This is a genomic window from Mycobacterium sp. TKK-01-0059, from assembly GCF_000709305.1.
In the GTDB taxonomy this organism is placed as follows: domain Bacteria; phylum Actinomycetota; class Actinomycetes; order Mycobacteriales; family Mycobacteriaceae; genus Mycobacterium; species Mycobacterium intracellulare.
This window is the reverse complement of sequence record NZ_KL446993.1, coordinates 2,086,599-2,099,195: the sequence shown is the minus strand read 5'-3', so window position 1 is coordinate 2,099,195 and position 12,597 is coordinate 2,086,599. Positions and strand designations below refer to the sequence as shown.

Annotated in this window: 7 protein-coding genes; 4 read left to right on the top strand and 3 right to left on the bottom strand. The window is 69.2% G+C overall.

The features are described from left to right. The first annotated feature begins 35 nt into the window (after nucleotides 1-35). From K883_RS10115 to K883_RS10100, 4 genes are read left to right on the top strand one after another with little or no spacing between them, the layout of a single operon-like run. Nucleotides 36-551, top strand: a complete 516-nt coding sequence (locus K883_RS10115) for a hypothetical protein (protein WP_008263050.1) — start codon at nucleotides 36-38, stop codon at nucleotides 549-551. Nucleotides 552-569: 18 nt separating this feature from the next. Further along, nucleotides 570-1,028 carry an FHA domain-containing protein gene (locus tag K883_RS10110; RefSeq protein ID WP_036454347.1) on the top strand — a complete coding sequence of 153 codons (459 nt, stop codon included), beginning with the start codon at nucleotides 570-572 and terminating at the stop codon, nucleotides 1,026-1,028. Between the two features lie 7 nt (nucleotides 1,029-1,035). Continuing rightward, on the top strand, nucleotides 1,036-1,695 hold the full coding sequence (locus K883_RS10105) for a Crp/Fnr family transcriptional regulator (protein WP_036454345.1): 660 nt from the start codon (nucleotides 1,036-1,038) through the stop codon (nucleotides 1,693-1,695). A gap of 10 nt (nucleotides 1,696-1,705) precedes the next feature. Next, complete coding sequence (locus K883_RS10100; RefSeq protein WP_036454343.1) at nucleotides 1,706-3,490, top strand: acyl-CoA dehydrogenase family protein; 1,785 nt, start codon at nucleotides 1,706-1,708, stop codon at nucleotides 3,488-3,490. Here the strand turns inward: K883_RS10100 and K883_RS10095 are convergent. The 3 genes from K883_RS10095 to fadD32 are packed head-to-tail and all read right to left on the bottom strand — an operon-like array spanning nucleotide 3,487 to nucleotide 12,292. Then, entirely contained in the window at nucleotides 3,487-5,052 is a 1,566-nt protein-coding gene (locus tag K883_RS10095) for an acyl-CoA carboxylase subunit beta (RefSeq protein WP_014378854.1), read from the bottom strand. The two genes, K883_RS10100 and K883_RS10095, sit on opposite strands and share 4 nt — an antisense overlap. Before the next feature lie 8 nt (nucleotides 5,053-5,060). Further along, entirely contained in the window at nucleotides 5,061-10,382 is a 5,322-nt protein-coding gene (gene pks13 / locus K883_RS10090) for a polyketide synthase Pks13 (RefSeq protein ID WP_008263033.1), read from the bottom strand. An 11-nt stretch (nucleotides 10,383-10,393) separates the two neighbouring features. Further along, nucleotides 10,394-12,292: a long-chain-fatty-acid--AMP ligase FadD32 gene (fadD32, locus tag K883_RS10085; RefSeq protein ID WP_008263031.1), complete on the bottom strand. Its 1,899-nt coding sequence runs from the start codon at nucleotides 12,290-12,292 to the stop codon at nucleotides 10,394-10,396. Nucleotides 12,293-12,597 lie beyond the last annotated feature (305 nt).

The window sequence follows — 12,597 nt, the reverse complement described above, 5'->3', positions numbered from 1 at the left end:
TGATCCAGTTCACACGACGGTAAGGGGTAGTCCCGATGCGCACGCAGACACGCCTGAAAACCCCCGCGGCCGCGCTCACGGTGCTGGTTTTGCCGGCCACGACATTCGCCATCGGCACGGCGGGGGCCGAGGGCGCCGGCACCACCGTCGTTTTCGACGCCAAACTTCGGCGTTGCGATTTCAGCCTGGTGAGTTTTGCGGTGCAGGTGCCGCACCCCTCGCTGGGGACGGGGTACGCCGTCGTGCGCACGGCCGGGTCGAGGGTGGTCGCGGACGTCCATTTGGTGAACCCGCCGGAGCCCGGCACCCATTTCGACGTGGGACTGATCCAGGTGCCCCGCCCCGCCTCCGCCCCGTGCGGGCCCGGCGACCCCGGGACCGCCTTCGCCGGCCTGGACACCGACGGGGCGGGTAGCGGGAACACGACCGTCCAGGACAGCATCCGGCCCGGCACGACCGGTGTGTGGGTGATCATCGAGCAACCGAACGCCCACGCGCAGAGCCCGGCGGAGTTCTACACCTCCGAGTTCGTCGTGCCGGTGAGGGCGTAGGGCAGATGAGAGGCGAAAGTGTCCGCATCCCAACGGGACACACGACAGCAGCGAATCGCGGCCGATGACGCCACCGGCGACCTGTCCGCGGTCCGGGGCTCCCCGTTGCCTGCTGACGGTGTCCCCGAGGAGATCGACACGTCGTCGGCGGCGGCCGAGGCGGCGGCGCTGGAGCGCGGCTCGGCCATGCTCGTGGTCAAACGGGGACCCAACGTCGGATCGCACTTCGTCCTGAACCAGCCCGTCATGACCGCCGGACGCCACCCGGCCAGCGACATCTACCTCGACGACATCACGGTCAGCCGACGGCATGCCGAATTCCGCAGCGAGAACGGCGAATTCCGCGTCGTCGACCTCGGCAGCCTCAACGGCACCTATCGCAACCGCGAAGCCGTCGACTCCGCGGCGCTGGCCAACGGCGACGTGCTGCAGATCGGCAATTTCCGGCTGGTGTTCCTCGCCGCCCAGACGCCGTGATCCGACGATGTACACCTGCGAATTCCGGCCCGGCCAAACGATCTTCGCCCAGGGCGACCCGGGTGACCGGATCTATCTGATCGCCGAAGGCACGGTGACGATCAGCCTCCGCGACCCCGCGGGCCGCACCGGCGTGCGGGCCATCCTGGGACCCACGGACATCTTCGGCGAGCTGGCGGTGTTCGATCCCGCCCCTCGCGCGTGCACCGCCACGGCGCTCACCGAGGTGCGAGCCCTGTGGCTGGACCGCGCCACCCTGCGCGCGTCGATGGCGCGAGATCCGGCGCTCGCCGAACAGCTGCTGCGGGCGCTGACCCGGCGAGTGCGGGCCGCCGAACGACAACTCGTCGAATTGGTTTCCAGCGACGTCAACGCCCGCGTCGCCCGCCAGCTGTTGGCGCTGGGCAGGCGGTTCGGCACCCGCGAGGGCGGCGCGCTGCGGGTCGCGCATGAACTCAGCCAGGACGAGCTGGCCCAGCTGGTGGGCGCCGACCGGGTGTCGGTGAACAAGGCATTGGGCAGCTTCACGACACGCGGCTGGATCTCGTTGAGAGGCAAGACCGTTGTGATCATCAACCCCGACGCGCTGGCTAGACGCGCCGGGGACGTCGGGGGCGCCGACGGCACCCGCTACGCCCTACCCCACGACGATCGGCTCGGCGCGTAGCGTCTGTCCCATGAGCGACTACGCCGTGGAGGCGGTGGACAGGCTGCCGTTCTCCACCGAGGAAAAATCGCAGCGCTACGCGACGGAGAACTACGGCGGGGCCGTCGGTCTCAATTGGTACAGCACCGATCCCACGCTGCAGTTCACCATGGCCTACTACCTGCAGCCCGACGAGCTGAAGCTGGCCGAGCGCCACCTGACGCGCATCGGCGAGCTGATGGGCGGCCCGGTGGCGCGGTGGGCCGAGGAGACCGACCGCAACCCGCCGCGGCTTCAGCGCTACGACCGGTGGGGCCACGACGTCAGCGAGGTGGTCATGCCGACGTCGTTCACCCAGTCCAAGCGGGCCGTCCTGGACGCCCAGCGGGCGCTGCGGACCGAGGCGCGCGAGGCGAAGATGAGCTCGTCGCTGACGCTGTTCGCGTCGAATTATCTGCTCAATCAAGCCGATATCGGCATGGGCTGCGCGCTGGGCACCGGCGGCGGCATGGTCCAGTCGCTGGTGGCGGCCTACGCGCCGGCCGACGTGGCCGAACACGTGCTGGCCAAATTCGCCTCCGGCGAGTGGGCCGGCGAGACGGCGCAGCTGCTCACCGAGCGCACCGGCGGCTCCGACCTGGGAGCCCTCGAGACGACCGCCACCCGTCACGGCGACTCGTGGCTGCTGAACGGGTTCAAGTGGTTTGCGTCCAACTGCGCCGGGGAGGCGTTCGTCGTCCTGGCCAAACCCGAAGGCGCACCGGACTCTTCGCGGGGCGTCGCCAATTTCCTGGTGCTGCGCACCCGCCGCGACGGCTCCCGCAACGGGGTGCGGGTCCGGCGCCTGAAGGACAAGCTCGGCACCCGTTCGGTGGCCTCGGGCGAGGTCGAGTTCGTCGACGCCGAGGCGTTCCTGCTGTCCAGCGAACCCACCGCCGAGTCCGGCCCCTCCGACGGCAAGGGGCTGGGCCGCATGATGGAGCTGACCAACGCCGCGCGGCTGGGCATCGCGTTGTTCGGGCTCGGCAATGCGCGGCGCGCCCTGGTGGAGTCGCTGTGCTACGCGCGGCAGCGGCGCGCCTTCGGCGCGGCGCTGATCGACAAGCCGTTGATGCGGCGCAAGCTCGCCGAGATGATCGTCGATGTCGAGGCCGCCCAGGCGCTGGTGTTCGACGGCACCGGCGCCACCAACCATCGCCAGCCGCGCAGCCTGCGGCAGCGCATCGCGGTGCCGGTCACCAAGCTGAAGGTGTGCCGGCTCGGGATCACCGCGGCGTCGGACGCGATCGAGATCCACGGCGGCAACGGCTACATCGAGACCTGGCCGGTGGCAAGGCTTTTGCGTGACGCGCAGGTCAACACCATCTGGGAGGGCCCGGACAACATCCTGTGCCTGGACGTGCGCCGCGGAATCGAGCAGACCCGCGCGCACGAGACGCTGCTGGCCCGGCTGCGCGACGCCGTGTCGGTCGCCGACGACGACGAAGCCACCAGGCTGGTCGCCGGCCGGATCGAGGATCTCGACGCGGCGATCACCGCGTGGTCCAAACTTGACCGGGAGCTGGCCGAGGCGCGGCTGTTCGGACTGGCGCAATTCATGGGCGACGTCTACGGCGGCGCGTTGCTCATCGAGCAGGCCGCCTGGGAGCGCGCCACCCGCGGCGGCGGGCGCAAGGCGCTGGTGGCGCGGCTCTACGCGCAGCGCTATCTGGCCGATCGCGGGGCGCTGCGCGGTATCGATGCCGACTCCGACGAGGCGCTGGAGCGCTTCGACGAGTTGCTCGAGGGCGCCTTCACCGACGGCGGTGCGGACTAGATCGGGATGAGCCCGTGCTTGCGGGCCGTGCGGAACCACAACTGCTTGTCCCGCAACAGCTTCATCGACTTGCGCAGCAACAGCCTGGTCTGGTGCGGGTCGATGACCGCGTCGATGAAGCCGCGTTCGGCGGCGGTCCACGGGATCGCCATGTTGAGGTTGTAGCCCTCGATGAAGTCCTTCTTGATCTGCTGCGCCTCGGGGGTGGTCGGGTCGGGGAACCGCTTCATCAGCAGCTGCGCGGCCCCCTCGGCGCCGATCACCGCGATCCGCGCCGTGGGCCAGGCGAAGTTGAAGTCGGCGGTCAGCTGCCGCGAGCCCATCACCGCGTACGCGCCGCCGTAGGACTTGCGCACGGTGATCGTTACCTTGGGCACGTCGGCCTCGACCACGGAGTAGAGGAATCGCCCGCCGCGCTTGATGATTCCCCGCTTCTCCTCCTCGGCGCCCGGCAGGAACCCGGGGGTATCCACCACGAAAACCAGCGGGATGTTGAACGCGTCGCAGAACCGGATGAACCGCGCCGCCTTGTCGGAGGCCTCGTTGTCGATCGACCCGGACATGTACATGGGCTGATTGGCGATCACGCCCACGGGGTGGCCGTCGACCCGGGCGTAGCCGGTGATGATGGCCGGCCCGTGCTGCGCGGCGACGTCGAGGAAGTCGCCGTCGTCGAAGATCCGCAGCAGGATCTCGTGCATGTCGTAGGCCATGTTGTCCGAGTCGGGCACGATCGAGTCGAGCTCGAGGTCGGTCGGGGTGATCTCCGGCTCCAGGCCGGGGTTGACCACCGGCGGCTTGCCGAAGGTGCTCGACGGCAGGAACGACAGGAAGTCGCGCACGTACTGGAACGCCTCGGCCTCGGAGTTCACCACCTGGTGGATGTTGCCGTAGCGGGCCTGCGCGTCGGAGCCACCGAGCTCGTCGAGGGTGACCTCCTCGCCGGTGACCTCGCGGATCACGTCGGGGCCGGTGACGAAGAAGTAGCCCTGGTCGCGCACCGAGACCAGCAGGTCGTCCTGGATCGGTGAATACACCGCTCCCCCAGCGCATTTGCCGAAGATCAAGGAGATCTGGGGCACCAGGCCGCTCAAAGCCTCGTGCCGGCGGCCCAGCTCGGCGTACCACGCCAGCGAGGTGACCGCGTCCTGGATCCGGGCGCCACCGGAGTCCTGGATGCCGATGATGGGGCACCCGATCATCGCGCACCACTCCATCAACCGGGCGACCTTGCGGCCGAACATCTCGCCGACGGTGCCCTGGAAGACCGTCTGGTCGTGGGAGAACACCCCGACCGGGCGGCCGTCGATCATGGCGTGCCCGGTGACGCACCCGTCACCGTAGAGCGCGTTCGGGTCGTTCGGCGTCTTGGCCAGCGCCCCGGTCTCCAGGAAGGTGCCCGGGTCGACCAACGCGTGCACGCGGGCGCGGGCGCTGGGGATGCCCTTCTTGTCGCGCTTGGCGACGGCCTTCTCACCGCCGGGCTCCTGGGCCAGTTCCAGGCGGCGATGGAGCTCGGCCAGCTTCTCGGCGGTGGTGTGCTGGATGGGGGCCGGCGCCATCTCCGTCACTACTTGCCTACCTCACTTGTCTGGGTGCTTTCCGCGTCCACCTTATTCAGCACCTCGGTCAGGTGTGCGCCCACCTTGCCGATGATCGGCTCGTCGATGGCCTGGATGTGCTCACCACCGATGGGGACCACCTCCAGGTCCGCCACGTACTCGCCCCAGCCGCCGTCGGGCTGGCGGATCGCATAGCGCGGCTCGAACTCGATGACGTCGTCGTGGTAGCGGTCGGCCATGTAGAGGGTCACGTGGCCGTCGTAGGGCTCGATCACGACGGTCTCGAGCGCCCGGTTGTCCAGGTACGACGTCCGCTGGTGCTCGACGATGCCGCCCGGGATCTGCACGCCGCTCTGCTGGACGATGTCGAGGACGAATTTGACCTGCCCCTCGTCGTCGAGCTCTTCGAGCTGCTCGTAGGGGATCGCGGGGATCTCGACGTTGAAGGTGCGCTCCGCGAATCTGGCGTAGCGGTCCCAGCGCTTGCGGGTCTCCTCCTTGGTCTGGGGGATCTCCTCGCCGGGGCGCACCGTGTCGATCATCCCGACGAACCGCACGTCGGCGCCGGCCCGCTTCAGCCCGATGGCGCACGCGTACGCCAGGGCGCCACCGAGCGACCAGCCGGCCAGGATGAACGGCTTGCCGTCGTTCATCTCCAGCAGCTTGGGCACGTACTGGGCGGCCCGCTCCTGGATGGTGCCCTCCACGCGCTCGAGCCCGTACATCGGGGTGCCCGCCGGCAGCCGGTTGAGCAGCGGCTCGTAGACCACGGTCGACCCGCCGGCCGGGTGGAACACGAACACCGGTATCTGCGAGTCGTTCTCCGGGGCCCGGATGGTGCGGACGAAGCCGTCGATCTGACCGGCCTCCAGGTACTGGCGGACCTTTTCGGCCAGCTCCTCAATGGTCTCCGACGTCAGCACGTCCTCGGCGGTGATCGTGCCGTCGGCACGCTCCGAGAGGCGCTGCGCCATCTTGGCCGCGGTGTCCTCGTCGAGCTTGGGCAGCGGGTTGAAGATGCCGCCCGGCGACTTGCCGGTGACGATCGCCCAGGTGGCGAAGGTGACCCGCTCGGCGGCGTCACGCGGGGGCACATCGGAATTGAGCGCCTTGGACACCGCTTCCTGGCTGAGCGCTCCCGCCAGGTTCGCCGTGGCGCCGTTGCCCGATGGTCCCGACGGATCCGTCGGCGGCGGCGGAATCGGCGCGTCCGACGACGGCGGTGCCGGCTGGGTCTGCGGCTCGGCCTGCGGGTCGGGCGCCGGCGCGGTCACCGAGTCGACGGTCGCGCCGCTGAGCAACCGCGCCTGTTCCTGCGCGATCTCGTCGGCGGTCAGCGTCTTCTGGTGCTCGTGCAGCTGCTCGACCTCGTCGCGGTGCTCGACCGCGTACTGGATCAGCGTCTCGATGTTGTACAGGTTGGCGTCGCGCACCGCGGTCAACTGGATGGGCGGCAGGTCGAAGTCGTATTCGACGCGGTTCTTGATCCGCACCGCCATCAGCGAGTCCAGGCCGAGCTCGATCAGCGGCACCTCCCACGGCAGGTCCTCGGGCTCGTAGCCCATGGCCGCCGAGACGATCAGGCCCAGCCGCTCGCCGATGGTCTCACCGGAGTCCGGCGACCACCTGCCGACGCTCGACGGCAGGTACCGGTTGGTCAGGCTGTCCGACAGCGTCTCGGCGTCGGTCTCCTCGGCGGGGGCTTCCGCCACCGGCCCGTCGGTCACCGGGGCCGCAATCGCCGCACCGGCGCCCACCGCGGTCGGCAGCGCGGCCACGCTCTGGCCGGCCCGCGACACCAGCGCGTCGTAGACCAGGGTGAAGGACTCGTCGATGCGGGCGTGCACCTGGACCGAGGCGCCGCCCGGGTGCCGGGTCATGGTCGTCACCAGCCGGGCGCCGGCGCCGGGCACCGCGCGCTGCTCGGACACCACCAATTGGGCATCCGAAAGCACCTGTGTCGCGGCCGATCTCACCAACGCGGCCAGGTCGGTCTCGCCGTTGCGCGGCGCGTACTCCCAGACGTGCCGGCCGTCCGGCAGTGCGACGTGGGTGCCGGGCATGATCACCGAGCCGTCGCCGGAGAAGTGCACGTCCAGCCAGTGCTCTTTGCGCTTGAACCTCGTCGGCGGGATGTTCGCGTAGTCCTCGGGGCCTTGAGCACGGGTGAACAGCGTCCGGATGTCCAGGTCGTGGCCGTGCACGTAGAGCTGGGCCATGGCCGAGATCATCGACTCGACGTCGTCCTGCTTTTTGGCCAGCGTCGGAATCAGTTGGGCGTCATGCAAACCCGCGGCCGCGGTGGTCAAACCGATCTGCATCAGCGCCACCGGGTTGGGCGCCAGCTCCAGGAACGTGGTGTGGCCGCTGTCGACGGCGTTGCGCACGCCGTGGGTGAAGTAGACCGAATGCCGCATTCCCTTGACCCAGTACGCGACGTCGTGGATCGGCTCGCCGCCGGGCTTGATGTAGCTGCCCTCGTGCACCGTCGAGAAGATCCCGACGGTGGGGCTCATCGGCTTGATGCCCTGCAGTTCCGCGGAGAACTCACCGAGCAGCGGATCCATCTGCGAGGTGTGGCCGGCGCCCTTGGTCTGCAGCTTTCGGGCGAAGCGGCCCTCGGACTCGGCGCGGGCGACGATGGCGTCGATCTGCTCGGGCGGACCGCCGATCACGGTCTGGCTGGGCGCGGCGTAGACGCACACCTCCAGGCCGGGGAAGTCGGCGAACACCGTCTTGAGCTCGTCGGCGGAGTACTCGACGAGCGCCATGAACCGGATGTACTCGCCGAACAGCATGGCCTCGCCCTCACCCATCAGGTGCGAGCGCGAGGCGATCACGCGGGCGGCGTCGCGCAGCGACAGCCCGCCGGCGAAGTACGCCGACGCGGGCTCACCCAGCGACTGACCCACCACCGCAGCGGGTTTCGCGCCGTGATGCTTGAGCAGCTCGCCCAGCGCGATCTGGATGGCAAAGATGACGACGTTGGAGGTTTCGATGCCGTACTCGTGCGAGTCGTCGAGGATCAGCTCGAGCACCGAGTAGCCGCGCTCGTCCTGAATCAGCGCGTCGACCTTCTCGATCCACTCGGCGAAGACCTCGTTGCGCAGGTACAGGTTTTTGCCCATCTTGCGGTGCTGCGCACCGAAACCGGCCATCGCCCAGACCGGGCCGCTGGTCACCGGACCGTCGACGCTGAACACGTTCGGTCGCTGCTTGCCCTCGGCGACCGCCCGCAGGCCCTTGACGGCCTCCTCGTGATCGTGGGCCAGCACCACCGCGCGCGAGCGGCCGTGGTTGCGCCGCGACAGCGCCCGGCCGATCGATTCCAGCGACGACGCCTGCCCCTCCGGGCTTTCCATCCAGTCCGCGAGCTCGGCGGCCGCGGCCTTCTTGCGCGAGGTCAAAAAGCCCGACACCGCGAGCGGAATCAGCGGCCTGGTCGGCTCCGCCTCCTCTTGCGCGGCAAGCTCTTCCAGCGCGATCGCCTTGAGGCGCAGCGCCTCTTCGGTCACGCCCGGCAGCTCGTAGTCTTCCTCTTCATCGGGCGCCTCGGCGTCGGGGATGATGTTGCCGAAGTCGTCGAATCGCAGCGAGTGGGCCTCGAGGGTGGGGGCCTCGGCCGCCTCGGCGGCTGCGGCGGCCTCTGCCTGGGGGGCGGGCTCGGGCTCGCGCTCCACCACGTCGCGCGGCAAGACCTCGCGCACCACCAGGTGCGCGTTGGCCCCACCGAAGCCGAAGCTGGACACCCCGGCCAGCGCGTAACCGCCGTAGCGCGGCCAATCAGTCGCGCTGTCAACGACTTTCAGGCGCATGCCGTCGAAGTCGATGTAGGGGCTGGGGCTGGCGAAGTTGATGGACGGCGGCAGCTTGTCGTGCTGCAGCGCCAGCACCACCTTGGCCAGGCTCGCCGCGCCGGCGGCCGACTCCAGGTGTCCCACATTGGTTTTCACCGCACCCAGCAGCGCCGGGCGGTCGGCGGGGCGGCCGCGGCCGACGATGCGGCCCAGCGCCTCCGCCTCGATCGGGTCACCCAGGACGGTGCCGGTGCCGTGCGCCTCGATGTAGTCCACGGTCCGCGGGTCGATCCCGGCGTCCTTGTAGGCCCGGCGCAACACCTCGGCCTGGGCGTCCTGGTTGGGGGCGATCAGCCCGTTGGAGCGGCCGTCGTGGTTGACCGCGCTGCCGGCGATCACGGCCAGGATCTGGTCGCCGTCGCGGCGGGCGTCGTCGACCCGCTTGAGCACGAACATGCCGCCACCCTCGGAGCGGGTGTAGCCGTCGGCGTCCGACGAGAACGACTTGATCCGGCCGTCGGGGGAAAGCACCTGACCGATCTCGTCGAAACCGAGTGTGACCAACGGCGTCAGCAGCGCGTTGACGCCGCCGGCGACCGCGACGTCGCATTCGCCGTTGCGCAGCGCCTGCACCGCCTGGTGCGTCGCCACCAGCGAGCTCGAGCAGGCGGTGTCCAGCGCGACCGACGGGCCGCGGAAGTCGTAGAAGTAGGACACCCGGTTGGCGATGATCGAGCTGGCGGTGCCGGTGATCGCGTACGGGTGGGCAACGGTCGGGTCGGAGACCGCGAGGAATTGGTAGTCGTTGTTCGAGAAGCCGACGTACACGCCGACGGCCTCGCCGCGCAAGCTCGACGCCGGGATGCGGGCGTGCTCGAGCGCCTCCCAGGTCAGCTCCAGCGCCATCCGCTGCTGCGGGTCGATGTTGTCGGCCTCGGTCTTGGCGACCGCGAAGAACTCCGAGTCGAAGCCCTTAATGTCCTTCAGGTAGCCGCCGCGGGTGCGGGCGGCGTCGACGCGCGCCGCGATGCGCGGTTCTTCGAGAAACTCCGACCAGCGGCCCTCGGGCAGGTCGGTGATGGCGTCGCGGCCCTCCATGAGCGCTTGCCAGGTTTCGTCGGGGCTGTTCATGTCGCCGGGTAGCCGGGTGGACAGCCCCACGATCGCGATGTCGACGCGCTCGGCCGGGCCGGTGCGGGTCCAGTCCATAGCGTCGTCGGCGGCGGTGTCTATTTCGGGCTCGCCCTCGACGATGCGGGTGGCCAGCGACTCGATCGTCGGATGCTGGAAGGCCACCGCGACCGACAGCGTGACTCCGGTCATGTCCTCGATGTCGGCGGCCATCGCCACCGCGTCGCGCGACGACAGGCCCAGCTCGACCATCGGCACCGACTCGTCGATCTCGTCCGGTGACCGGCCGACCGCCTTGCCCACCCAGTTGCGCAGCCACTGGCGCATCTCGGGGACGGTCATGTCGGTCCCCTTGGCGGCGGGCGGGTGATCGGTGCTTTCGGGGTGCTCGGTGTCAGCCATGGTCCTGTAGCTCAGTCGGTGGAATTGGCGAACGCGGTCGGGGATCCGACGCCGCTTCGCAGACTGCCGTCGAGGTAGGCGGCGCGGCACGCGCGGTGCCCGATCTTGCCGCTGGAGGTCCGCGGGATCGTGCCCGACTGCACCAGCAGCAGGTCGCGGACCGTGACGCCGTGGCGCACGGCGATCGCCGCCCGGATGTCGTCGGCGATGGGCTGGTAGTCCAGCTTGTGCGAGCCCGCGGCCCGCTCGGCGACGATCACCAGCTGCTCGGAGCTGTCATCCGGGTCGTACTTGAGGCCGGTGTGCGGGTTGTCGAACACTTCCTTCGGCAGCTGGTTCGCCGGCACCGAGAAGGCGGCGACGTAGCCGGTGCGCAGCGCCTTGCTGGCTTCCTGCGCCGAGTACTCGAGGTCCTGCGGGTAGTGGTTGCGGCCGTCGATGATGACCAGGTCCTTGATGCGACCCGCGATATAGAGGTGGCCCTTGTAATAGGTGCCGTAGTCGCCGGTCTTGACCCACATGCCGTCGTCGGGGGCGCCCTCGGCGTGCGACTGGCTGATCCGCGACTTGAGGATGTTGCGGAAGATGTCGTTGGTCTCCTGCTCGCGGCCCCAGTAGCCGGTGCCCAGGTTGTTGCCGTGCAGCCAGATCTCGCCGATCTGACCGTCCGGCAGCTCGCTCGCCGTCTCGGGGTCGACGATGACGGCCCACTCGTCAACACCGATGGTGCCGGCCGAGACCTGCGGAACGGCCTTCGGCGAATCGGCGGGCACCTCGACGAAGCGCTGCTTGTTCAGCTCGTCACGGTCGACGTGGATGACCGTGGGCGCCTGGTCCATCGGCGTGGTGGAGACGAACAGCGTCGCCTCGGCCAGGCCGTAGGACGGCTTGATCGCGGTCTCCCGCAGACCGTAGGGGGAGAACGCCTCGTAGAACTTGCGCATCGACGCCGGGGACACCGGTTCGCTGCCGTTGAGGATCGCCTTGACGTTGCTCAGGTCCAGCGGCGGCTCACCCTCCTTGGGCACCCCGCGCACCGCCGCGTGCTCGAAGGCGAAGTTCGGGGCGACGGTGAAGACCTCGCTGTCGGGAGCGTCCTCGGGCTTGCGCGCCATCTCGCGGATCCACCGGCCCGGCCGGCGCACGAAGGCGGCCGGCGTCATGAAGGTGAAGTTGTGGCCGAGCACCGGCGACAGCAGCGCCGTGATCAGCCCCATGTCGTGGAAGAACGGCAACCAACTCAGCCCGCGGTCGCCCTCCTTGCCCTCCAGGCCGTTGAGCACCTGCAGCACGTTGGTGGGCAGGTTGAGGTGGGTGATCTGCACGCCCGTCGGGGTCCGGGTGGAGCCGGACGTGTACTGCAGGTAGGCGATGGTGTTCTCGTCGGCCTCGGGCGGCTCCCACGTGGACGCGACCTCGTTGGGGACCGCGTCGACGGCGATGACGCGGGGCCGCTCCTTGGCCGAACGGGCGCGGATGAACTTGCGGACGCCTTCGGCGGCGTCGGTGGTGGTCAGGATCGTCGAGGGGGAGCAGTCGTCGAGGACGGCGTGCAGCCGGCCGACGTGACCCGGCTCGGCGGGGTCGAACAGCGGCACCGCGATCCGGCCGGCGTACAGCGCGCCGAAGAACGCGATGAGGTAATCCAGGTTCTGCGGGCACAGCACGGCGATGCGGTCGCCCGGCTGGGTGACCTGCTGCAGGCGGGCGCCCACGGCCCGGTTGCGGGCGCTGAAGTCACGCCACACGATGTCGCGGTACTCGCCGTCGCGTTCGGTGGAGAAGTCGACAAATCGGTAGGCGAGCTTGTCGCCACGCACCCGCGCCCACTTCTCAACGTGCTTGACCAAGTTCGTGTTGTCGGGGAACTTGATCTTTCCATTCACGATGAACGGGTTGTGGTACGCCATGCCGCTCTCCTGTCACACCTGTATCTAGGTCGGCTCCGCCGACGTTGTTATCTCGGTCGGCTCCGCCGACGTTTCGGTCCTAGCTCTGGCCGGCTACCGCCGACCGTTACATGTCTACGCGCGGGCCAGAACGGCGGTCACGTGCCAGTCCCAGCCGGCATCGACCCCGACCCGGGTCCGCGACAAAGTCTGGTAGCTCTTAAATTCCTCTTAATGTTACGGGCCTGCCCACGGCAGACCAAATCACAAGGTACCGCTGATAGCCACCGGCAACCGCTACCTAAAGCCTGTGTCCCACCGCCCCG

Coding starts and splice junctions, on each gene's coding strand:
- K883_RS10115 (WP_008263050.1), top strand. CDS start 36: ATGCGCACGCAGACACGCCTGAAAACCCCCGCGGCCGCGCTCACGGTG.
- K883_RS10105 (WP_036454345.1), top strand. CDS start 1,036: ATGTACACCTGCGAATTCCGGCCCGGCCAAACGATCTTCGCCCAGGGC.
- K883_RS10100 (WP_036454343.1), top strand. CDS start 1,706: ATGAGCGACTACGCCGTGGAGGCGGTGGACAGGCTGCCGTTCTCCACC.
- K883_RS10095 (WP_014378854.1), bottom strand. CDS start 5,052: ATGGCGCCGGCCCCCATCCAGCACACCACCGCCGAGAAGCTGGCCGAG.
- pks13 (WP_008263033.1), bottom strand. CDS start 10,382: ATGGCTGACACCGAGCACCCCGAAAGCACCGATCACCCGCCCGCCGCC.
- fadD32 (WP_008263031.1), bottom strand. CDS start 12,292: ATGGCGTACCACAACCCGTTCATCGTGAATGGAAAGATCAAGTTCCCC.